This is a genomic window from Psychromarinibacter sp. S121 (genome assembly GCF_049801035.1).
In the GTDB taxonomy this organism is placed as follows: domain Bacteria; phylum Pseudomonadota; class Alphaproteobacteria; order Rhodobacterales; family Rhodobacteraceae; genus Psychromarinibacter.
Genome location: NZ_JBNAGE010000002.1, coordinates 890,959 through 912,089, shown reverse-complemented (window position 1 = coordinate 912,089; position 21,131 = coordinate 890,959). Strand labels below are relative to the sequence as shown.

The following is a 21,131-nucleotide window of genomic DNA, read 5'->3' as shown; positions in this document are numbered from 1 at the left end:
TGTTGCACCGCCCCCTCGAAGCTACATGCCTTGGCATGAAACGCTGGCTTCCTTTCGTCAAATCGCAGCCCACCGTGGCCGTTGTCCGCCTGAACGGCATGATCGCATCCGGCAACCGCCGCGGCGCCCTGAACGACGCGGGCACCGCCCAAACGATCGAGCGCGCCTTTTCGCGCGGCAAGCCTGACGCGGTCGCGCTGGTCATCAACTCGCCGGGCGGCTCGCCGGTGCAAAGCTCGCTGATCGCGGCCCGCATCCGGCGGCTGGCGAAGGAAAAGGGCGTGAAGGTCTACGCCTTCACCGAAGACGTCGCTGCCTCGGGCGGCTACTGGCTGGCCTGCGCGGGGGACGAGATCTGGATCGACCCGTCGTCGGTGGTGGGCTCTATCGGCGTCATCTCGGCCAGCTTCGGCCTGCATGATTTCATCGCGCGCCACGGCGTCGAGCGTCGGGTGCACACCTCGGGCCGCTCGAAATCCATGCTCGATCCGTTCCGCCCGGAAAACCCGGACGACGTCGAACGGCTCAAGGGCTGGCAAGAGCAGATCCACGAGACCTTCATCGACTATGTGAAGGACCGGCGCGGCAGCCGGCTGGCGGAAGACCCCGACATGTTCACCGGCAACATCTGGATCGGCAAGAAGGCGGTCGAGGTCGGGCTGGCCGACGGCGTCGGACACGTGGTGCCGAAGATGAAGGAAATCTTCGGCGACAAGGTGAAGCTACAGGCCTATGGCCCGAAACGCGGACTGCTGTCGCGGTTCGGCATGACCATGGCCGAAGACGCCATCGCAGCGATCGAGGAGCGCGGCGCCTACGCGCGGTTCGGCCTGTGATCGTCAAGGTCGTCGTCCTTTTCCTTGTCGCCATGGGCGTGCTGGCGATGTTCGGCCGCCTGCGCTTTCCGGGCCAGAAATACCTGGCGAACAAGAAATGCCCCCGCTGCGGCCGCTACCGCATCGGCAAGGGCCCATGCGACTGCGGTCGGGGATAGGAACTTTTGGATTATCTGATCGCCGCTGCCGGCCTCGTCATACTGCTCGTGGCCGGCGACCTTCTGGTGCGGGGCGCCGTCAACCTTGCGCTTCGGCTTGGCATCCCCGCCCTGATCGTCAGCCTGACGGTGGTGGCCTTCGGCACCTCTGCACCGGAACTGGTGATCGCCGTCGGTTCGGTGCTGGACGGCGCGCCGGGGCTGGCGCTTGGCAACGTGGTCGGATCCAACACCGCGAACGTCCTGCTGGTTCTCGGTATCCCTGCCCTGATGACGGGACTTGCGACCGGCGCCCACGATACGCGCAAGTCCTACTGGATCATGTTGATCGCCTCGGTGCTGTTCATCATCCTCGCCTACATCCGCCCGCTGACCCGGCTGGACGGCCTGATCCTGCTGGGCGTCTTCGCGATTATCCTTGGCGAACAGATCATGTCGGCCCTGAAGCACCGCCGCGCGATGAAGAACGCCGCCGCCGCAGCGGCAGCCGCCGCCGAGGATGGGGCCGAAGAGGAAGCCCCCGAAGGCGCCGACCCGAACCTTGCGGGCTGGAAAGTCGGCCTGTTCCTTGTGCTGGGGCTTGCCGGCCTGCCGTTCGGCGCACAACTGCTTGTCGACAGTTCGATCAACATCGCGACGCGCTGGGGCGTCAGCGAGACCGTGATCGGTCTGACGTTGGTCGCGGTCGGCACCTCGCTTCCCGAACTCGCCACCACCGTCGCCGCCGCACTGCGCCGGCAGGCGGACGTGGCGCTGGGCAACGTGATCGGCTCGAACCTGTTCAACCTTCTGGTCATCATCGGCGTCGCCACGATGTTCGGCACGATCCCGGTGGACCCGTCCTTCGTGCGTTTCGACCTTTGGGTGATGCTGGGCGCAGGCATACTCATGGCGCCATTTGTGATCTGGCGGCTGGACATGGGCCGTATAACCGGTGCGGTGCTGACGGCGCTTTATGCCGTCTACGTCGTGATGATCCTCGTGATGAACTGAACCGGAGCCCTACATGCAGACCCGACACGCCCTAGTCACCGGAGCCGCGAAACGACTGGGCCGCGCCATGGCGCTGGCGCTGGCAGAGGACGGGTTCGACGTTGCGGTGCACTATGCCGGGTCCGCCGACGCGGCGCAGGACGTCGTGGATCAGATCAAGGCGATGGGCCGCCGCGCCGTCGCCCTGCAAGCCGACCTGACCGTCGAGGACGAAACGCAGGCGCTGCTGCCCCGCGCGGCCGAGGCGCTGGGCCCGATCACCCTGCTGGTCAACAACGCCTCGATCTTCGAATACGACTCGCTGAAGTCCGCGACGCGCGACAGCTGGGACCGGCACCTTGAATCGAACCTGCGCGCGCCCTTCGTGCTGACGCAGGCCCTGTTCGAACAGGCCCCCGACCCGTCGACCGACCAAATGGGCGAGCCCCGCGCCGAAGCTCTGGTGGTCAACATGATCGACCAGCGGGTCCGGAAGCTGACACCGCACTTCATGTCGTACACCATCGCCAAGATGGGCCTGTGGGCCTTCACGCAGACCGCAGCAATGGCCATGGCCTCGAAAGTACGGATCAACGCCATCGGTCCGGGCCCCACTTTGCAGGGTGCCAATCAACCAGAAGAACACTTCCGCAAACAGCGCGAGAACACCGTGCTGGAGCGCGGATCGAACCCCGAGGACATCGTCGGTGCCCTGCGTTACTTCCTGAATGCACCGGCGATTACGGGACAACTTCTGTGCGTCGACGGCGGACAGCACCTTGCGTGGAAGACGCCAGAGATCGACAAGGATCTGTGACCCTTTCAATGCCCACGCGTCCGGGCCCTCGAAACTTGTACACGGGGCCCGGCAATGTCATGAAATCGAAGCATTTTCTTAATAATTCAATAGCATTTACATTCTGTTCATAAATTTTTCCTTCAATAACAACACCTTGTAAATCTGAGTAAAAAACAGGCAGATCATCGAAACCGTATAAAAACAAAGAAAAAATCGCGCTGTCTCGGAGTTCTCTTCAGACTTATCCCCAGATTCCGTGGACACAATTCCCCTTGTTCTCGCCCGGCGGAGATTGCAGCCAGAGCCCAGAATCACGATCTTGAATCCATGACCGATCAGAGCAGCCAGACACCGGCGGAATCCAAGCCCACGGGCATCGCCGTCATCCAGTCCTACCTCAAGACCCTCGACGCCTCGCCGGGGGTTTACCGCATGCTCGATGCCAAGGGCGCGGTGTTGTACGTCGGCAAGGCGCGCAACCTAAAGGCGCGCGTTTCGAACTACGCACGCCCCGCCGGACACAGCCCCCGCATCTGGCGGATGATCCAGGCGACGGCCTCGATGATGTTTCTGACGACGCGGACAGAGACCGAGGCGTTGCTGCTTGAACAGAACCTGATCAAACAGCTGAAGCCGCGCTACAACGTGCTGCTGCGCGACGACAAATCCTTCCCGAACATCCTTGTCGCGAAGGACCATTCCTTCCCGCAGATCAAAAAGCACCGGGGCGCGAAGAAAGAGAAGGGCGCGTATTATGGCCCCTTCGCCAGCGCCGGCGCGGTGAACCGGACGCTGAACCAGTTGCAGAAGGTCTTCCTGCTGCGCAACTGCACCGACGCCACCTTCGACAGCCGCACCCGGCCCTGCCTGCTGTACCAGATCAAGCGCTGCAGCGCGCCCTGTGTCGGCTACATCGACGAAGAAGGCTATGGCGCACTGGTGTCGGACGCCGAACGCTTCCTGCAGGGCAAATCCACCAAGGTGCAGGCCGAACTGGCGGACGAGATGCAGAAAGCCTCGGACGCGATGGAGTTCGAACGCGCCGCCGCCCTGCGCGACCGGATCCGCGCGCTGACCCAGGTGCAGTCCAGCCAGGGCATCAACCCGCGCGGTGTGGCCGAGGCGGACGTGATCGCGCTGCACATGGAAAGCGGTCAGGCCTGCGTGCAGGTCTTTTTCATCCGCGCCAACCAGAACTGGGGCAACCGCGACTACTATCCCCGGCTGGGTGGCACCGAAAGCGCGGCCGAGGTGCTGCAGGCATTCATCGGCCAGTTCTACGACAACAAGGAACCGCCGCGTCAGCTGATCTTGTCGGACGATATCGAGGACAGCGACCTGATGGCCGAGGCGCTGGCCGAGAAGGCGGGCCGCAAGGTCGAGATCCTCGTGCCCCAGCGCGGCGAGAAGCAGGAACTGGTGGCCGGCGCCCTGCGCAACGCCCGCGAAAGCCTTGCCCGCAAGATGTCCGAGACCGCGACGCAGGCGAGACTGCTGACCGGGATCGCGGAAAGCTTCGGACTCGACAGCGCGCCGCAGCGGATCGAGGTCTACGACAACTCTCACATTCAGGGCACCAACGCGGTGGGTGCGATGATCGTCGCAGGCCCCGAGGGGCTGATGAAGAACCAGTATCGCAAGTTCAACATCAAGGGCGACGACCTGACCCCGGGCGACGACTTCGGCATGATGAAAGAGGTGCTGACCCGCCGGTTCAAGCGCCTGCTGAAGGAAGACCCCGACCGAGAGCGCGGCATGTGGCCGGACCTTCTGCTGATCGACGGCGGCGCCGGGCAGGTGTCTGCGGTGCACTCGATCATGGCCGAGATGGGGGTCGAGGACATCGCGATGGTCGGCGTCGCCAAGGGCGTCGACCGCGACGCGGGGAAAGAGGAATTCCACCGCATCGGCACCCGCCCCTTCGCCCTGCGCCACAACGATCCGGTGCTGTATTTCGTCCAGCGCCTTCGCGACGAGGCGCACCGCTTCGCCATCGGCACCCACCGCGCCAAGCGCGCCAAGTCGCAGATGGCCAACCCGCTGGACGAGGTGCCCGGCGTCGGCGCCACCCGCAAACGCGCGCTTCTGGCGCATTTCGGCTCTGCCAAGGCGGTCAGCCGCGCCAACCTGTCGGACCTGAAGGCTGTGGACGGCATCTCGGGCCAGTTGGCAGAAGCGATCTACGACTTCTTCCACGAGAAATCGTAGGCCCCGGCCTTCCCCGACACATCCGGCCGCCCGGACGCAAAGGCGCTTGGGCGTCTCTCCATGCGTCAGCCGCTGCAGCTTTCACCAATCGGTCAACTCAACGCCACCGGCCTGTTACCGATCCGCGCGACCGATGCGGCACTCGGACAAACTGGAGACACCGATGACCCTTGCCCCCCGCCTGATCGCGGCGCTGTTGGCGACTGCCGCCATGCCCGCCGCCGCCCTTGCCCAGCAGGAATACACCGCCACGCTCACCGAGCACGCGCAGCTGCCGGCGCAAACCTTCCTTGCCCCGCCGGCCGACGCGCCCGCCATGTTCAACGTCTCGGGCCGCTTCACCGGCGGCGACCGCGTCGAACAGCTGTACGGCATCTTCGACGAGACCACCGGCCTCGCCCGCCCGTTCCCCGGCCAGCCGCTGCAGGGCTTTTCGGGCATTCGCAGCCTTGGCGACGACCGCTTCCTCGTGCTGACCGACAACGGCTTCGGCAACAAGATGAACTCGGCCGACGTGCTGCTGATGTTCAACACGATGCATGTCGAGTGGGATTCGGGCCGCGTGATGCCGGAACAGACCGTCTGGCTGTCCGACCCCGACCGCGTCGTGCCGTTTCCGATCGTCAACGAAGCGACCGAAAGCCGCTATCTGACCGGCGCCGATTTCGACATCGAGTCGATCCAGCCCATTGGCGACCACTACTGGATCGGTGATGAGTTCGGCCCCTGGCTGATCGAGACCGACGCCGAGGGCCGCGTCCTGCAGGTCATCGCGACCGAGCCGGACGGCACGCTTTACCGCGCGCCCGACAACGCCTTCGTCGCCGCGCCCAACGCGGGCGGCGACCTGCCCGACAACGTCATCTCGATGCGTTCCGGCGGCTATGAAGGGATGGCGCTGTCGGAAGACGGAAAGACCCTGTACCCGCTGCTGGAAAAGCCGGTGTGGAATGCAAAGACCAGCGCGCCGATGGAAGTCTCGGGCAAGCCCGTCCTGTCGATGTTCGAGTTCGACACCTATGCGAACGCATGGGCGAACACCGTCCGCTACTACCCGCTTGAAGACGCGGGCCACGCTATCGGTGATTTCAACATCATCGACGGCACCCGCGCCCTGATCATCGAGCGTGACAGCGGCCAGGGCGGCGACTGGGCCAGCACTCCGGCGCTGTTCAAACGCATCTACCTCGTCGACCTCGACCGCACCGACGAGAACGGTGTCCTCGAAAAGATCGCCTACATCGACCTGATGAACATCGCCGACCCGAACGGCGTCGCTCCGCGCGGCACGGTGGACGGCGTGTTCACTTTCCCCTTTGTCACCATCGAAGACGTCGACCGCGTCGACGAGACTCACATCGTGGTCGCGAACGACAACAACTACCCGTTCTCGGTGGGCCGCGAAGAGGGCCGCGCCGATGACAACGAGTTCATCCTGCTGGAAGTGGCCGACTTCCTGAACGCGGAATAAACCGACGGATGCAAAGGACGGCCCCGGCCACCCGCCGGGGCCGTTCATTTTTCCGCCGGGTGCGGCGACGCTGACACCTTTCCAGCACCCCCTCGACGGGCTAGGTAAGTCGGCATGGCATGGACGATCCCAAATATCCTGACCGTGCTCCGGCTGCTGGCAGCGCCGGGCGTCGCGATCATGTTCCTGTACTTCGTGCGCCCCTGGGCCGATTGGTTCGCGATGCTGCTGTTCATCAGCGCCGCCGTGACCGACTGGTTCGATGGATATCTCGCGCGCCTGTGGAAGCAGGAAAGCCGCTTCGGCGCGATGCTGGACCCGATCGCCGACAAGGCGATGGTGGTGATCGCGCTTCTGGTGATCACCGGCTTCTCCGGCATGGACCCGTGGATCCTGCTGCCCGCCACCATGATCCTGTTCCGCGAGGTCTTCGTGTCCGGCCTGCGCGAATTCCTCGGTGCGCATGCGTCGACACTGAAGGTCACCAAGCTCGCGAAATGGAAGACCATGGCGCAGATGGTCGCCATCGCGGTGCTGTTCGCCAAGGGCATCTTCGAACACAACATGATCGCCCGCACCGTCGGCATGGACCGCGAAACCGTGGACGGCATCATGTCCGGCGCGATCCCCGACGTGGTCGGCCTGCAATGGAACGTGGCCGCCGCGTGGTACAGCTGGTGGGGCGGCGTCGTGCTGCTGTGGATCGCTGCGGTCCTGACCCTGCTCACCGGCTGGGACTACTTCCGCAAGTCGCTGCCCTTCTTCCGCGAGGACACCGCGAAATGATCGACGTCCTGTATTTCGCATGGGTGCGCGAGCGCATCGGCCTGCCGAAGGAAAAGGTCGAGACCTCCGCCGAAACCGTCGCCGGCCTTGTCGAGGAACTGAAAGCGCGCGAGGCGCGCTACGAGGCCGCCTTCGCCGATGTCTCCGCCCTGCGCGTCGCGCTGGATCAGGAGCTGTCGGATTTCGACGCCCCGCTCGCCGGGGTGCGCGAAGTCGCCTTCTTCCCGCCGATGACCGGGGGCTGACGTGACCGTCCGGGTACAGACCGACCCCTTCGACCTTGGCGCCGAGCTTGCCGGTTTCGCCGCCGGGCGCACCGACATCGGCGCGCAGGTCAGCTTTACCGGTCTTGTCCGCGACGACGGCGGCCTGCGCCACATGGAGATCGAACACTATCCCGGCATGACCGAGAAGGCGATCGCCGGGATCGAGGATCAGGCCATCGCGCGCTGGGACCTGAAGGCCTCGCTGGTGATCCACCGCCACGGCGTACTGGCTCCCGGCGAACAGATCATGATGGTCGCCACCGCCGCCGGCCACCGCGTCGCCGCCTTCGAGGCCGCAGAGTTCCTTATGGACTACCTGAAATCCCGCGCCCCGTTCTGGAAGCGCGAAGTCACCGCCGACGGGGCCGAATGGGTCGCCGCCAAGGACGAGGACGAGACCGCGCTGAACCGCTGGTAAGACCGCCCCGCGCCTTCTTCTCTTTCGAAATACCTCGGGGGAGTCACCGAAGGTGACGGGGGCAGCGCCCCCTTGCACCGCCCGCCATGGGACCGGCATCAGATTTATTTTCTGCTCCGCCCAAGGATTGACCCCCGGCCCGCGTCCAACCAAACGTGATGCGCATGGAAACCGCAGACAGCGACCTTGCCCGCGCCGCCGCCGGTGGCGACCGAGACGCGTTCTCGGCCCTGCTCGCGCGGCATTACGACGGGCTGTTCCGTGTCTGCTTCCGATTGACCGGCAGCCGCCCCATGGCCGAGGACCTGACGCAGGACATCTGCCTTGCCCTGCCGACGAAGCTGCGGGGTTTCCGCGCCGAGGCGAAGTTCTCCACGTGGCTTTACCGCGTCGCGGTGAACGCGGCGCATGACGCCCGCCGCCGCGCCGCGACCCGGGCGAAGGCCGCCGACGGCTGGGGCGACTGGGAAGTCGCGCGGCGCGCCACCGACGCCGAGACGGCAGAGGGGCTCGACTGGCTGCAGGCGGCGATGCGCGCCCTGCCCGAGGATCTGCGCGACACCGCCGCGCTGACCATGGGGGACGAGATGACACATGCCGAGGCCGCCGAGGCGCTGGGCATATCCGAGGGGACCGTCAGCTGGCGGCTCTCGGAAATCCGCAAGCGCCTGAAGGCGATGCGGGATGAGGAACTGAGTGCATGACTGACCCGCTCGACGATCTGAAACGCGCCTTCGAGGCCGCGACCCCCGCCCCCGAGGCGGAGAAAAAGGCGCGCGATCTGGCCCGCGCGCAAGAAATTTTCGACCGCGCCCAAGGATCGGCCGATGCCGCGCGTCCTACTCCTGACCGTCCGCAAAGGGCGGGGATATTTGCAGGAGTTCGATACATGCTGACCGCTTTGACATCCCGGGCCGGACTGACGGCCACCACCGCCATCGTCGCCGTGGGCGTGGTGGCGCTTATTCCGGTTCTGCGCGACGGCCCCGGACTGCGCGGCCTGACCCAGCCGGAACTCGCGCCAGAGCCCGTGGTCGAGATGCGCACCGAATCCGATGACATGGCTGCCGCCGATGCGCCGATGGAAGAAGCCGAAGCCATAGCCCCGGCGCCGGAAATCATGGTCGAGCCCGCCCTGCGCAGCGCCCCGCCGCCCGCCCCGTCGCCCGCCCCGTCGGTCGTGATGGACGGTGCCGGCAGCGGCGCGCTCGTGGGTGGCATCGTGGCCCCCGCGCCCTATCCCGCCCCCGCCGACGCGCTGGTGCCGCCGCAGACGGATACCGAGACCTTCGCCAACGAGGACTCGAACCCGGTCAAGGTGGTGGGCGAAGAGCCCGTCTCGACCTTCTCGATCGACGTCGACACCGCCAGCTATTCGGTGATCCGCAATTCGCTGATGAACGGCCAGCTTCCGCCCGCCGATGCGGTGCGGATCGAAGAGATGGTGAACTATTTCACCTACGACTATCCGGTCCCCGGCCCGGACGGCGGCGCGTTCAGCCCGACCGTGACCATCGCCGAGACGCCGTGGAACCCGGACACCCAACTGATGACCATCGGCCTTCAGGGCCAGCTTCCCGCGGTCGAGGACCGGCCGCCGCTGAACCTCGTCTTCCTGATCGACACCTCCGGATCGATGCAGGACCCCGACAAGCTGCCGCTGCTGAAGCAAAGCTTCCGCCTGATGCTGGGCGAACTCCGCCCCGAGGACCAGGTGGCCATCGTCACCTATGCGGGCTCTGCGGGTCTGGCGCTGGAAGCGACGCCGGCCTCCGAGCGCGACACGATCCTCGCCGCGCTCGACCGGCTCGAGGCGGGCGGCTCGACCGCCGGGCAGGCCGGTCTGGAACAGGCCTATTCGGTCGCCGAGGCGATGGCCGAGGACGGCGACGTCAGCCGCGTGATCCTTGCCACCGACGGCGACTTCAACGTCGGCCTCAGCGACCCGGATGCGCTGGAGGATTACATCGCGGACAAGCGCGACAGCGGCACCTACCTGTCGGTGCTGGGCTTCGGTCGCGGCAACCTGCAGGACGCGACGATGCAGGCGCTGGCCCAGACCGGCAACGGCACCGCCGCCTATATCGACACGCTGAACGAGGCGCAGAAGGTGCTTGTCGACCAGTTGACCGGCGCGCTGTTCCCGATCGCCGACGACGTGAAGATCCAGGTCGAGTTCAATCCCTTGCAGATCGCCGAGTACCGGCTGATCGGCTACGAGACCCGCGCCCTGCGGCGCGAGGACTTCAACAACGACAAGGTCGACGCGGGCGAGATCGGCGCGGGCCACGCGGTCACGGCGATCTACGAGATCACGCCGGTCGGCTCGCCTGCGGTGCTGAACGACCCGCTGCGCTATGCGGGCGACGACACCTCTACGGCGACTGGTGACAGCGACGAACTGGCCTTCCTGCGGGTGCGCTACAAAGAGCCGGGCGAAGCGGCCTCGACCCTGATCGAGGTGCCGGTGACCGAAGGCATGGCAAGCGCCAGCCAGGAAGCCAGCTGGGCCGCCGCCATCGCCGGGTTCGGCCAGTTGCTGCGCGACGGACGTTACGTCGGCGACTGGGGCTGGGACGATGCCATCGCGCTGGCCAACTCGGCGCAGGGCGACGACCCCTTCGGCTATCGCCGCGAAGCGATCAACCTGATGCGGCTTGCGGAAAGCCTTTCGCAATAGGCCTCTGCTTGCGGGGGCCGTCCTGAAACTGTCTCTCCCCTGGCCCCTGCCGGCCCCCTTTCCGTCGTCCCGGGAAGGGGGCCACGATCAATTGAAGGTCAGGTATTCCACCAGTTGATGGGATCGGGAGGCCGCGCTTACATGCGTCGCCATGCCGAAACCTAAGACTGATCATTTCGCAGCCATCGCCGATATCCACGGCAACGCCGACGCCCTGTCGGCGGTGCTGGCCGATATCGACGCGCGCGGCATCGGCACGGTCGTGAACCTCGGCGACCACTTCAGCGGCCCGCTTGCCGCGGCAGAAACGGCCGAGATCCTTCTGTCGCGTCCGATGCTGTCGGTGCGGGGCAACCACGACCGCTATCTGATCGAACATCCCCCGCACCAGATGCACCGCTCGGACGCCGTAGCCTATCGCCAGTTGCAGCCGCAGCACCTCGATTGGCTACGGTCTCTTCCGCCGACGGCCGCGATGGGGGCCGGGACTGGGGACGGGATCCTGCTGTGTCACGCGACGCCGCAGGACGACCAGACCTACTGGCTGGACGAGGTGCGCCCCGACGGAAGCACCGGGCCCCGCCCGCTGGACGGCATCCGCACATTGGCTGGCAGCACGGACGCGCGGTTGATCCTGTGCGGCCATACCCACCTGCCCCGCGTCGTGACCCTTCCCGGCGGGCCGCAGATCGTGAATCCGGGCAGCGTTGGCCTGCCCGCCTATGACGACGACACCCCGGTCGCGCATGTGATGCAGACCGGAACCCCCGACGCCAGCTATGCCGAACTTGTCAGATGCGGCGACCGCTGGAGCGTCACGATTCATTCCGTTCCCTACGAATCCGCGCGCATGGCCGCGCTGGCCCGTGATGAAAATCGCGAGGACTGGGCGACGGCACTGGAAACGGGATGGCTTGCAGTCTAACGTCTGAGTTGTTGACGCAAGCTTTATATCCTTCAGGACAAATGACAGAACAAATGAGCCAGAAAGACTTAGCAAAGCGTTTCCGCGACTTCGTCGCATGCGTCAACGCGAAAGACTGGACATCCCTTGGTCAGCACCTTCACGAATCCATCCTTTACAACGGACGCCTGCACAGCATTGCGGAAATGCAGGCGAAGTTCCTTGAAAGGCTGGAACTTGTTCCGGACCTGAAATACGAGATTGACTTCATGGTCAGCGAGCCGCCGATGATCGCGGTTCGGTTGTGCTTCAACTGCACGCCCTGCGGCAAGATCTACGGGCTGCCGGTGAATGGCCGCCGGGTCCTGTTCAGCGCCAATGCCTTCTACAGCTATGACCAGGGGCGTATCTCGCGCGGCTGGTCGACGGTGGACGTCCACGCGATCGCATCGCAGCTTCAGCTACACTAGGCCCTCGCCCAACGAAAAAGGGACGCGCCCCGAAAGGCACGCCCCTCTCCACACGAAAGCGGTTGGGTCAGCTTAGTTGACGGCGACCTGCTCTGCCTCGACCGCGTTACCATCCACGGTCTTGGACGACGCGATCTCGATCCGGCGCGGTTTCAGCGCCTCGGGCACTTCGCGGACCAGATCGATGTGCAGCATGCCGTTCTCATGCACGGCGCCGTTCACCCGGATGTGGTCGGCAAGCTGGAACTTGCGCTCGAACGCGCGGGTCGCGATGCCACGGTGCAGGTAGGTGCGGCCGGTGGCCTCGTCATTTTTCTTCGCCGAAACGATCAGCGCGTTCTCGCGAACCTCGACCGACAGCTCCTCGTCGGTGAAGCCGGCGACGGCAAGCGAGATGCGGTACGCATCGTCAGCGGTTTTCTCGATATTGTAGGGCGGGTAGCCGGGCTGGGCCATGTCGTTGGTCAGAACCCGGTCCATCAGGTCGGCAATGCGGTCAAAGCCAACGGTTGCACGATAAAGCGGTGCAAGATCGAAGTTACGCATGGGTCATCCTCCATTGAGCGATAACTATATGTCAGCGGCCCTCCCGACGGGACGGACCAGTCTGCCGGCCCCTTTTGGGCATCCGGCAAAGGACATGTGGGAAGCGCAAAACCGCATTTCAAGGGCCCGAGGAAAGCCGCCAAGCCTTTGATCAGAAACGACAGTCACAGGGGAAGGACGTGGCGCGCGGCGGTTTCCGTAAGGGACGCCCGACCAGACCGGACCCGCAACGGAAGCCCCCCGGTCCGGTCGGTTCGGCTCAGGGCCGGACGAACTTGGCCCCCGTGCCCGTATCCGTGCCCACCCGGATACGGCGGGCCGAGAAGTCGGGCTCCGGCCAGACACCCTCGCCGCTGGCAAGCTGGCGTTTCAACTGCGCGACCAGCGCCGGCAATTCCATTCCGTAGGCAACCGCCTGCCCCCCGATCCGCGACCCGGACGAGATCAGCGAAACGATCCGTCCCCGGTTGCCGACGCGCTCGAACACCGGAGCGCCCGAGGCCCCGAAGGTCACGTCGCAATCGAAGGCCATCAGCCCGGTCTGCCGCCACAGCATCCGGCAGGTCGCCTGTCGCGACAGCGCGTCATCGCGCCCGCGCGCATAGGACACGACGCTCACCTCGCCCCTCGGGCCAGACGGTGTGTCGACAAGGAAGGGCGCGGCCACCGCAGCGGGGATCGGGGTGGCCAGCTTCACCAGCGCGGCGTCATAGGCGATACGGCGCGCCGTCGGATCGCGCGGATCGTATTCCGGCAGCACGACCGTGCTTTCGGCCACCGCCTCGGCCACCATCACCCCGTCCCTCAGTCCGGCCTTGAACACCATGTCCGACCGCCGCGTGCCGTCGCGCTCCATGACGCAATGCGCCGCCGTCAGCACGAGGTCCGGCGCGATCAGGACGCCGGTGCAGTATCCGTCGCCCAGTTGCAGCTTGCCGACCGCCTCGTAGCCGAACAGGTCGTCGCGTTCGGTCAAGCGGATCAGGCCACTGTTCTGCGCGAAGGCGCCGGTCCCGCAAAGAACCAGCGCCGTAGCAATCGCGATCTTTCGCAGCAGGATCATGGTCGGACGAACTTCGCTCCGGTGTCGTTGCGGGTTTCGGTCAGGGTCAGGCGGCGCACCACCGGCTCGGCGTTGCCGAACACACCGTCGCCGGCACCGCGCATCGCCATCAGTTCGGACAGCGGCGCCTGCAGGTTCATGCCCAGCGCCACCTTCTGGCCGCTCATCTCGGCTTTGGAAGACACGACCGACACGATTTGCGGCACGCCATTGCGCAGCACGAAGACCGGCGATCCGGACGAGCCGAAATCGATGTCGCAACTCAGGATCAGCGAGGCGCCCTGCTCGCCCAGTACATTGCAGACTTCTTGCAGCGAGGGGCTGTCGGCGCGGTCGTAGGCGTAGCTGACGATGCCGACCTCTTCGCCGGTGTGCGGCGAGGCGTTGGTGTCGAAAGGGGTGACCGTGGTGTTGCGGATCGGCTGGTCGAGTTCAAGCAGCGCAAGGTCATGCGCCACGCGGGCCACGAAATCCTCGCCGGCGGGGTTGAACGAGGGGTGCACGAAGGACCGGCTTACACCGCGATAGGCCGAGGCGCGGCCACCGCGCCAGTCGGCGAGAAATTCAACGTTGGCGTCGGGAATGCGGCGGCCCGTCTTGCCGTCGTACATGCAGTGCGCGGCGGTCAGAACCAGATCCGGCGCGATCAGCGCCCCGGTGCAAAAGCTGCCGTCGGCAAAGTTCAGGCGGCCCACGCCGCTCCAGCCGCGGCTGTCGTCGCCGGTCAGCAGAGTGCGCAGTTCGGATTCGGTTCCGGCCCGAAGATCGTTGCCCCAGATGGCCAGAAGGATCAGAAAGATAAGTCCGCGTTTCATTGGGCTTCCCCTTGCTCGTTAAGCTAAGGGGTAAGCGCCGCAGGGGGCCGTTTTCGGACTCGATTAGGTCGATGTGGTGAACAATGATGGCGGTTTCGGGCCACCTGTTGCCCAGTCCAGCAGCTCCACCGTGTGAACGACCGGGACCTCGGTGCCGGACCCGATCTGCATCATGCAGCCGATGTTCCCGGCGGCGATGAGATTCGGTTTCTTCGCCTCGAGGGTCTTTATTTTACGGGATTTCAGTTTCCCCGAGATCTCGGGCTGCATCAGGTTGTAGGTCCCGGCGCTGCCGCAGCACAGGTGCGGATCGGCGGGCTCGACGACCTCGAATCCGGCTTTTCGCAGCAATTCCTTCGGCGCGCCCGTCACTTTCTGGCCATGTTGCAGGGAACAGGCGGCGTGATAGGCGACCCGAAGGTCCTTGGGTGCGCCCTCGGGAATCCCGATGCGCATCAGCAGTTCGGTGATGTCGGTTGCAAGCTCGGACACCCGCGCCGCGTCGGCGGCAATGCCGGCGTCATTGCGGAACATGTGGCCGTAATCCTTGACCGTCGTGCCGCAGCCCGAGGTGTTGATCACGATGGCGTCCAATCCGGCGCTTCGGTCCTCGGCCATCCATGCACCGATATTGGCGGCCGCCGCCGCGTGGCTTTCATCCTCGCGGCCCATGTGATGCACCAGCGCGCCGCAGCAGCCCATGCCCTTGGCCACCACGACCTCGCAGCCCAGCCGGGTCAGCAGCCGGATCGTGGCGTCGTTGATGTCGGTGTTCAGGGCCTTCTGCGCACAGCCGGTCATCAGCGCCACGCGAAGCTTCTTCGGCCCTGTCGAGGCAAAGCTCTGCGGGTCGTCGTTGCGGCTGACCGGCGGTACCTGCTTCGGCGCCATCTCCAGCATCGCCCGCAGTCGCGGGTCGGGCAGAAGCCCCCGGAAGGGCCGTCCGATCTTGGCGCCCAGCAGCGCCAGCCGGAACCGCCCCGGATAGGGAAGCACCCGGCTAAGCACCCAGCGCAGCGCGCGGTCGCGCCACGGACGGCGATAGGTCTGCTCGATATAGGCGCGGGCGTGATCGACGAGATGCATGTAGTGCACGCCCGAAGGGCAGGTCGTCATGCAGGCAAGGCAGGACAGGCAGCGGTCGATGTGCTTGACGGTCTTCTCGTCGGCGGGCCGCCCGCTTTCAAGCATGTCCTTGATCAGGTAGATCCGCCCGCGCGGGCTGTCGAGTTCGTCACCCAGCACCTGATACGTCGGACAGGTCGCGGTGCAGAAGCCACAATGCACGCAGGCCCGCAGGATCTCGTTCGCGCGCGCGGTGCCCGGATCTTTCAGCTGATCTTCGGTAAAGGTCGTCTGCATCTTCCCATTCCGTCTGTCCGCACAGCCCGTCCCGGCTCAACGCCGGCGTCGAGCCGAATTCTATGTCTCGAACGGGGGCGCGGTCGCGCTCACCCCATCAATCCCGGGTTCAGTATCCCGCGCGGATCGAACCGCTGCCGCAGTCCTGCGGTGATCGCGGCCAGCGGCGCGGGCTCCGGCTGGAACACCGGCACCTCGGCTCGCTCTGCCTGCGTCGCGCGCACCAGCGTCGCGTGACCGCCCAGCGCCGCCACCTCGCGCCGCACCGTGTCCGCCGAAGCAGAGCCCATCGACAGCCAAACCAGCCCGCCGCCCCAATCGAACACCGCCTCGTGCGGCACACCCGCCGTTTCCAGCGCCGCCGACAGGACAGGCCCGTCCGTCGGCTTTACCGACACTCGCCACACCGCACCGTCGTGGCCCGCAAAAGCAGTCACGTCGCGCACATCGCGCCACAAAGTGGCGCTCGCCTCGCCTTCGACCGTCTCGAACCCCGGCAGCAAGTCCGCCAGACGCCCGGCGCGATAGGTGACAGAACCCGAAAGCCCCTCGACCCGCACCAGCGTTCGTCCGCCCCCGACATGCGCGGCGCCGCTAACATCGAACGGAGACCCCAGCGCCCGGCACAAGGCGGCCACGCCGTCTTTCGCCGACAGCCCCTCGGCCACCAGCGTCGCCTCGGTCTCGGGGCGGGCCAGCACCTTGAAGGACAGCTCGGTCAGAACGCCCAGCGTGCCCCAGCTTCCCGCCATCAGTTTCACGAGATCGTAGCCGGTGACGTTCTTCATCACCCTGCCGCCGTTCTTCACAACGGTGCCGGACCCATCGACGAACCGCACACCCAGAAGGAAGTCCCGGCACGCCCCGCCCTGCACCCTGCGCGGGCCCGAGACGTTGGCGGCGACCACACCGCCAATCGTCGGCGCGCCCGTGGTGCCCAGCAACGGGCGGTGATCCATCGGTTCGAACGGCAGGCGCTGGTTCTCGGCGGCCAGAACCGACTCGAGCTCCGCAAGCGGCGTGCCCGCCCGAACCACCACCGTCAGGGCGCCGGGTTCGTACAGGTCGATCCCGGATAGTCCCGCGACCGACAGCGCCGTGCCGACCACGGGCCGTCCAATGTCGCGGGTGCTGCCGCCGACCACGCGCAGGGGGCCGGTGGCGGATGTGACCGCCTCTGCCAGATCCGCTTCGGTCGCGGGCTGCAACATGCCTGTCCCCTCCTCCGGGATACGCGTGGTGGTTCGATGTGCCACACCCCTTTGGGGCGGGCAATGGTCATGGGATGTCAGGCGGCCCGTCGCGGGGCGCTGACGGTCAGCGGGAACACCTTCGCCGGGTTCAGCAGCCACGCGGGGTCGAACACATCCTTCACCCGCATCTGCGCTTCCAGATCGTCGGGCGCATATTGCACACCCATCAGGTCTCGCTTCTCGATGCCCACACCATGCTCGCCGGTCAGGCAGCCACCCACCTCGACGCAAAGCCGCAGGATGTCGGCGCCCAATGCCTCGCACTTTTCCAGCTCGCCCGGCTGGTTGGCGTTGAACAGGATCAGCGGGTGCATGTTGCCGTCGCCCGCGTGGAACACGTTGGCGACCTCCAGCCCGTATTCCGCCGACATCTCGCCTATGCGGTGCAGGACATGCGGCAGCTTGTCGACCGGGATCGTGCCGTCGAGACACATGTAGTCGTTGATCTGCCCCATCGCCCCGAAGGCCGACTTGCGGCCCAGCCAGATACGCGCGCTTTCGTCCGCCGACTGGCTTTCGCGGATCGCGACCGGATCGTACTTGCGGGCGATTTGAAGGATCACGCCAAGCTGCGCGGCGATTTCGTCGTCCGAGCCCTCGACCTCGACGATCAACAGCGCCTCACAATCGGGATAGCCCGCATGAGCGAAATCCTCGGTGGCGCGGATACAGGGGCGGTCCATGAACTCGATGGCGACTGGCAGGATGCCGGCGCGGATGATGTCCGATACCACCTGCCCCGCCACTTCCGAACTGTCATAGCCCATCAGCACGGGCCGCGCGCCCTCGGGCTTGCGCAGGATCCGCAGCGTGGCCTCGGTCACCACCGCCAACTGCCCCTCTGACCCGCAGATTACGCCCAGCAGGTCCAGCCCGCCCGCGTCCAGATGCGCGCCGCCGATCTCGATCACGGTGCCGTCCATCAACACCGCCGTCACGCCCATCAGGTTGTTCGTCGTCACCCCGTACTTCAGGCAATGCGCCCCGCCCGAGTTCATCGCGATATTCCCGGCAATGGCGCAGGCAAGTTGCGACGACGGGTCGGGCGCGTAGAAGAAGTCGCCCTCTTCCACGGCACCCGAGACGCTCAGGTTGGTGCGGCCCGTCTGCACCCGGATGAACCGGTTGTCATAGTCGGTCTCCAGCACCTCGTTCAGCCGCGCCACGCCAAGGATCACGCTGTCAGCCGTCGGCAACGCGCCGCCCGCAAGCGACGTGCCCGACCCGCGCGGCACCACCGGAACGCCTTCCTCGTGGCAGACCTTCAGCACCGCCGAGACCTCGTCGGTCGACGACGGCAGCACGGCGGCCAGCGGCGGACAGCGGTAGGCCGTCAGCGCGTCGCACTCGTAGGCGCGCACCTCGTGCTCTTCGAAGATCACCGCGTCTTCCGGCAGCACCGCCAGCAGGCGGTCGACCACGCGGGCTTTCTTCGCAAGGATGTCTGCGCGCGGCTGTGGCATCTCCATGACGGAACCCTCCCTTGGGATGACCTCCGGGATACTCTCCCTGCGGCAAGTCTGGCAAGGGACACAGCCGCGCGGTAGGTTCGCGGCATGACCCTTACCGATCGCCTTCAGTTTTTCACCCTGCTCGACGCCGCCGCCGTCTTCCTGATCCTGATCGCGTGGTACGGCGTGGCGTGGGCGATCGAGAAACCGCCCGCCGGACGCCCTTCGACCGCGATCCTGATGGAACGATATCGGCAGATCTGGCTGCAAAACTACATCACCCGCGCGCCGCGTGTGTTCGACTCGATGGTCATGGGCAACCTGCGGCAGGGCGCCAGCTTCTTCGCCTCGACCTGCCTGATCGCCATCGGGGGCGGCATGGCGCTGATCGGCAACCGAGAGCAACTGCTGGGCATCGCCGAAGACTTGTCGCTGGAAGATGCGCCCGACATCATCTGGGACGCGAAGATCCTGCTGATGCTGCTGTTCCTCGCCAACGCCCTGTTCAAGTTCATCTGGTCTTACCGGCTGTTCGGCTATTGCCTGATCGTGATGGGCGCCGCCCCCAACGACGAGGGCAAGGCCGCCTATCACCGCGCGGAACAGGCCGCCCACATCGCCAACTCTGCCGCCCGCAGTTTCAATCGCGGCCTGCGCGCGGTTTATTTCGCGCTTGGCGCCGCCGCATGGCTTCTGGGCCCCGAAGCGCTGATCGGCGCGACCGTTCTTACGGTGGCTATGCTGCTGCGGCGCGAGTTCGCCTCGCAATCCCGCCGCGTGCTGATGGAGGACTCGCCCACATGAAACGCCTTCTATTGCCGCTGATGCTGCTGGCCGCGTCGCCGGCCCTTGCCGACGATCCGGTGGTCGAGGATGTGACGCTACGCGCGTCGGGTTCGACCTGGACCGTTTCCGTGACCCTGTCGCACCCCGACACCGGCTGGGATCACTACGCCGACGGCTGGGAGGTTCTGGCGCCCGACGGAACGCGGCTCGGGTTCCGCAAGCTTCTGCATCCGCATGTCGATGAACAACCGTTCACACGCTCGTTGTCGGGCGTCACAATTCCCGATGGCATCGACCATGTGCTGATACGGCCCCGCTGTTCGGTCGACGGCTGGGCCGCCGAGACCTTCAGGAAGGACCTGGACCGCTGAAAAAAGCGGCCCAGGTCCGGAGGGGGGGGTCTTACGGCCATTGGGGATGACCGTTTCGAAGCAGGCGTCACGGGGATGACGCCCTTGGTAAAGGCCTCTTCTGCGGGGGCCTTTCTCTAGGATGCCAGGGGCATCTTTCCGTACGCGCGGTGCCGCTGCACCAGCCGTTCCTGCCGATGCCCTTCGGGCACGGGCCGCGCGGTGCGCGAGGCCGGGGCGGCCAGCTCGAACATCTCGGGGAAGACGTCCATAAGCTCTGCCACCTGCTCTGCCGACATATCGGCGGTGATGCTGGGGGTGGCAGGCACGCTCTCGACCGGGGCGTGCTGCGCGAAAATCAGTTCATGGCGGTCGAACATCAGGTGAAAGTACTGCACCTCGGCGACCTCGTGCGCGATCTCGATGCCCGGAAGCTCCAGCAACCGCCACGCGGGCACCAGCACCTCTTCGGTGCCGAACATGCTGCGGGCGATGCTTGACGACAGCATCACGCGGTGCTCGGGCGAGACGACCAGGGCGCTGGCCGGCGTCCCGTCGCCCAACGCGCCCGCATTGATGCGCACCGGGCGTTTCGCCGGATCGGAAAGGTCTTTCGCGCCACAGCGGCGCGAGCCGACCCAGCGCAGCGGCTGCACGCCGCGATCCATCGTGACGACCAAGTCGCCCGCTTTCAGCGTCTCGACCGCGCGGTCGCCGGTGGGCGTCAGAACACGCGTGCCGGCGGCAAGGCAGACCGGGGCGGGCATCGGCTCGGGCCCCGTGGTCGGGTCAAGCTGAAGGTCGGCGATATCGGCCGCGATCATGTCGGCCTCTGCCTGCTCGACATCCTCGATCACGCAACGAACCTCCTGCCCTACCGCCGAGGCAGACCGAAGGACGCCAGCGCCATTAGCCGGATCGAAGGCGAATTCCAGATTGCGGCGGCCGACAAAGACGACCTGATGAACCGAGGGCAGCCCGAACGCTTCGAACACCATCGCGGGCAGTCCGGGGACCGTCGCGGGGTCATAGCTGAAGTTCGAGTCCTCGTCGCCCGAGAACGAGACCATCGCATGCGCCAGAAGCGGCCGGTCCGTGGACACCTCGCCGCTTTCCAGCGCGATGTTCGACCCGCCCGACACGGCATAGGTGACACCGGACAGCGTGCCGCCATCCAGCAACCCGTGATCCATCGACAGACAGGCTCCGTGAGTGGCAGCGAATGTCGGATGGGCACCGGGCTTCGCACCGGACACGGCACGTATCTCGACCTGGACACCATCGATTGTCAGCTTGTGCGAACCGAGGGCGGTGATGACGATCACATCCCCGTCCGACGCACGTTTCCGATCTATCCTATGGTCCCGGGACCCGAGATCGACATTAATCGTAACCATTTAACCGCGCTCCCCTGAACAAACTGCGGGATTTGCAAAACCGACTACTTGGTCTTCTTCGAACGTTCGCCTTAAGAGCATTAGAACGCGGCGGCCTCGGCGCTAGCCATGGGTTTCGGGAAATTGGCATCGAATCCGGC

The 21,131-nt window shown here is 65.7% G+C and carries 22 protein-coding genes; 15 read left to right on the top strand and 7 right to left on the bottom strand.

Annotated features, from left to right (window positions below):
• Positions 1-35 precede the first annotated feature (35 nt).
• The 13 genes from ACP156_RS12875 to ACP156_RS12815 all read left to right on the top strand — a co-directional run bounded on the left by ACP156_RS12875 (position 36) and on the right by ACP156_RS12815 (position 11,968).
• Complete coding sequence (locus ACP156_RS12875; RefSeq protein ID WP_425051733.1) at positions 36-836, top strand: S49 family peptidase; 801 nt, start codon at positions 36-38, stop codon at positions 834-836.
• Positions 833-994 carry a hypothetical protein gene (locus ACP156_RS12870; RefSeq protein WP_425051912.1) on the top strand — a complete coding sequence of 54 codons (162 nt, stop codon included), beginning with the start codon at positions 833-835 and terminating at the stop codon, positions 992-994. The genes ACP156_RS12875 and ACP156_RS12870 overlap by 4 nt, the downstream gene beginning before the upstream one ends.
• 6 nt (positions 995-1,000) lie before the next feature.
• A complete protein-coding gene (locus ACP156_RS12865; RefSeq protein WP_425051732.1) occupies positions 1,001-1,987 on the top strand; it encodes a calcium/sodium antiporter in 987 nt (328 codons plus the stop codon).
• Between the two features lie 13 nt (positions 1,988-2,000).
• Complete coding sequence (locus ACP156_RS12860; RefSeq protein ID WP_425051731.1) at positions 2,001-2,783, top strand: SDR family oxidoreductase; 783 nt, start codon at positions 2,001-2,003, stop codon at positions 2,781-2,783.
• 309 nt (positions 2,784-3,092) lie between these two features.
• On the top strand, positions 3,093-4,973 hold the full coding sequence (uvrC, locus tag ACP156_RS12855) for an excinuclease ABC subunit UvrC (protein ID WP_425051730.1): 1,881 nt from the start codon (positions 3,093-3,095) through the stop codon (positions 4,971-4,973).
• A 163-nt stretch (positions 4,974-5,136) separates the two neighbouring features.
• Complete coding sequence (locus ACP156_RS12850; RefSeq protein WP_425051729.1) at positions 5,137-6,444, top strand: esterase-like activity of phytase family protein; 1,308 nt, start codon at positions 5,137-5,139, stop codon at positions 6,442-6,444.
• Positions 6,445-6,558: 114 nt separating this feature from the next.
• Positions 6,559-7,230 (top strand): CDP-diacylglycerol--glycerol-3-phosphate 3-phosphatidyltransferase, encoded by a 672-nt coding sequence (pgsA, locus tag ACP156_RS12845; protein ID WP_425051728.1) that lies wholly within the window; start codon positions 6,559-6,561, stop codon positions 7,228-7,230.
• Positions 7,227-7,475 carry a molybdopterin converting factor subunit 1 gene (gene moaD, locus ACP156_RS12840; RefSeq protein WP_425051727.1) on the top strand — a complete coding sequence of 83 codons (249 nt, stop codon included), beginning with the start codon at positions 7,227-7,229 and terminating at the stop codon, positions 7,473-7,475. The genes pgsA and moaD overlap by 4 nt, the downstream gene beginning before the upstream one ends.
• 1 nt (position 7,476) lies before the next feature.
• The gene (locus tag ACP156_RS12835; protein WP_425051726.1) at positions 7,477-7,914 is read left to right on the top strand and encodes a molybdenum cofactor biosynthesis protein MoaE; all 438 of its coding nucleotides are present in this window, start codon (positions 7,477-7,479) and stop codon (positions 7,912-7,914) included.
• Positions 7,915-8,078: 164 nt separating this feature from the next.
• Positions 8,079-8,618 (top strand): RNA polymerase sigma factor, encoded by a 540-nt coding sequence (locus tag ACP156_RS12830; RefSeq protein ID WP_425051725.1) that lies wholly within the window; start codon positions 8,079-8,081, stop codon positions 8,616-8,618.
• Positions 8,615-10,594: a vWA domain-containing protein gene (locus ACP156_RS12825; protein WP_425051724.1), complete on the top strand. Its 1,980-nt coding sequence runs from the start codon at positions 8,615-8,617 to the stop codon at positions 10,592-10,594. The genes ACP156_RS12830 and ACP156_RS12825 overlap by 4 nt, the downstream gene beginning before the upstream one ends.
• A 151-nt stretch (positions 10,595-10,745) precedes the next feature.
• Complete coding sequence (locus ACP156_RS12820) at positions 10,746-11,519, top strand: metallophosphoesterase family protein (RefSeq protein WP_425051723.1); 774 nt, start codon at positions 10,746-10,748, stop codon at positions 11,517-11,519.
• A 53-nt stretch (positions 11,520-11,572) separates the two neighbouring features.
• Positions 11,573-11,968, top strand: coding sequence for an ester cyclase (locus ACP156_RS12815; protein WP_425051722.1), 396 nt, complete (start codon positions 11,573-11,575; stop codon positions 11,966-11,968).
• 72 nt (positions 11,969-12,040) lie between these two features.
• On the opposite strand, the gene ACP156_RS12810 is transcribed toward ACP156_RS12815, so the two are convergent.
• The 6 genes from ACP156_RS12810 to ACP156_RS12785 all read right to left on the bottom strand — a co-directional run bounded on the left by ACP156_RS12810 (position 12,041) and on the right by ACP156_RS12785 (position 18,476).
• A complete protein-coding gene (locus tag ACP156_RS12810; RefSeq protein ID WP_425051721.1) occupies positions 12,041-12,514 on the bottom strand; it encodes an Hsp20 family protein in 474 nt (157 codons plus the stop codon).
• 259 nt (positions 12,515-12,773) lie between these two features.
• Positions 12,774-13,577 carry a trypsin-like serine peptidase gene (locus tag ACP156_RS12805; protein ID WP_425051720.1) on the bottom strand — a complete coding sequence of 268 codons (804 nt, stop codon included), beginning with the start codon at positions 13,575-13,577 and terminating at the stop codon, positions 12,774-12,776.
• On the bottom strand, positions 13,574-14,392 hold the full coding sequence (locus ACP156_RS12800; protein ID WP_425051719.1) for a trypsin-like serine peptidase: 819 nt from the start codon (positions 14,390-14,392) through the stop codon (positions 13,574-13,576). Before ACP156_RS12800 ends, ACP156_RS12805 begins: the two co-directional genes overlap by 4 nt.
• Before the next feature lie 63 nt (positions 14,393-14,455).
• Positions 14,456-15,754, bottom strand: a complete 1,299-nt coding sequence (gene glcF / locus ACP156_RS12795) for a glycolate oxidase subunit GlcF (RefSeq protein ID WP_425051718.1) — start codon at positions 15,752-15,754, stop codon at positions 14,456-14,458.
• Positions 15,755-15,843: 89 nt separating this feature from the next.
• Complete coding sequence (gene glcE / locus ACP156_RS12790) at positions 15,844-16,962, bottom strand: glycolate oxidase subunit GlcE (protein ID WP_425051908.1); 1,119 nt, start codon at positions 16,960-16,962, stop codon at positions 15,844-15,846.
• A gap of 80 nt (positions 16,963-17,042) precedes the next feature.
• Entirely contained in the window at positions 17,043-18,476 is a 1,434-nt protein-coding gene (locus ACP156_RS12785; RefSeq protein ID WP_425051717.1) for an FAD-linked oxidase C-terminal domain-containing protein, read from the bottom strand.
• An 87-nt stretch (positions 18,477-18,563) separates the two neighbouring features.
• Between ACP156_RS12785 and ACP156_RS12780 the strand changes: the two genes are divergently transcribed.
• Both ACP156_RS12780 and ACP156_RS12775 read left to right on the top strand, forming a co-directional pair.
• Entirely contained in the window at positions 18,564-19,262 is a 699-nt protein-coding gene (locus ACP156_RS12780) for a DUF599 domain-containing protein (protein ID WP_425051716.1), read from the top strand.
• Positions 19,259-19,615 (top strand): hypothetical protein, encoded by a 357-nt coding sequence (locus ACP156_RS12775; RefSeq protein ID WP_425051715.1) that lies wholly within the window; start codon positions 19,259-19,261, stop codon positions 19,613-19,615. Before ACP156_RS12780 ends, ACP156_RS12775 begins: the two co-directional genes overlap by 4 nt.
• 116 nt (positions 19,616-19,731) lie before the next feature.
• On the opposite strand, the gene ACP156_RS12770 is transcribed toward ACP156_RS12775, so the two are convergent.
• Complete coding sequence (locus ACP156_RS12770) at positions 19,732-20,919, bottom strand: Hint domain-containing protein (protein ID WP_425051714.1); 1,188 nt, start codon at positions 20,917-20,919, stop codon at positions 19,732-19,734.
• Positions 20,920-21,131: the final 212 nt, after the last annotated feature.

Excerpts from the sequence above, each read along its gene's own strand:
- ACP156_RS12875 (WP_425051733.1), top strand. The coding sequence starts at position 36 with ATGAAACGCTGGCTTCCTTTCGTCAAATCGCAGCCCACCGTGGCCGTT.
- ACP156_RS12860 (WP_425051731.1), top strand. The coding sequence starts at position 2,001 with ATGCAGACCCGACACGCCCTAGTCACCGGAGCCGCGAAACGACTGGGC.
- uvrC (WP_425051730.1), top strand. The coding sequence starts at position 3,093 with ATGACCGATCAGAGCAGCCAGACACCGGCGGAATCCAAGCCCACGGGC.
- ACP156_RS12850 (WP_425051729.1), top strand. The coding sequence starts at position 5,137 with ATGACCCTTGCCCCCCGCCTGATCGCGGCGCTGTTGGCGACTGCCGCC.
- pgsA (WP_425051728.1), top strand. The coding sequence starts at position 6,559 with ATGGCATGGACGATCCCAAATATCCTGACCGTGCTCCGGCTGCTGGCA.
- moaD (WP_425051727.1), top strand. The coding sequence starts at position 7,227 with ATGATCGACGTCCTGTATTTCGCATGGGTGCGCGAGCGCATCGGCCTG.
- ACP156_RS12830 (WP_425051725.1), top strand. The coding sequence starts at position 8,079 with ATGGAAACCGCAGACAGCGACCTTGCCCGCGCCGCCGCCGGTGGCGAC.
- ACP156_RS12825 (WP_425051724.1), top strand. The coding sequence starts at position 8,615 with ATGACTGACCCGCTCGACGATCTGAAACGCGCCTTCGAGGCCGCGACC.
- ACP156_RS12820 (WP_425051723.1), top strand. The coding sequence starts at position 10,746 with ATGCCGAAACCTAAGACTGATCATTTCGCAGCCATCGCCGATATCCAC.
- ACP156_RS12815 (WP_425051722.1), top strand. The coding sequence starts at position 11,573 with ATGAGCCAGAAAGACTTAGCAAAGCGTTTCCGCGACTTCGTCGCATGC.
- ACP156_RS12810 (WP_425051721.1), bottom strand. The coding sequence starts at position 12,514 with ATGCGTAACTTCGATCTTGCACCGCTTTATCGTGCAACCGTTGGCTTT.
- ACP156_RS12805 (WP_425051720.1), bottom strand. The coding sequence starts at position 13,577 with ATGATCCTGCTGCGAAAGATCGCGATTGCTACGGCGCTGGTTCTTTGC.
- ACP156_RS12800 (WP_425051719.1), bottom strand. The coding sequence starts at position 14,392 with ATGAAACGCGGACTTATCTTTCTGATCCTTCTGGCCATCTGGGGCAAC.
- glcF (WP_425051718.1), bottom strand. The coding sequence starts at position 15,754 with ATGCAGACGACCTTTACCGAAGATCAGCTGAAAGATCCGGGCACCGCG.
- ACP156_RS12785 (WP_425051717.1), bottom strand. The coding sequence starts at position 18,476 with ATGGAGATGCCACAGCCGCGCGCAGACATCCTTGCGAAGAAAGCCCGC.
- ACP156_RS12780 (WP_425051716.1), top strand. The coding sequence starts at position 18,564 with ATGACCCTTACCGATCGCCTTCAGTTTTTCACCCTGCTCGACGCCGCC.
- ACP156_RS12775 (WP_425051715.1), top strand. The coding sequence starts at position 19,259 with ATGAAACGCCTTCTATTGCCGCTGATGCTGCTGGCCGCGTCGCCGGCC.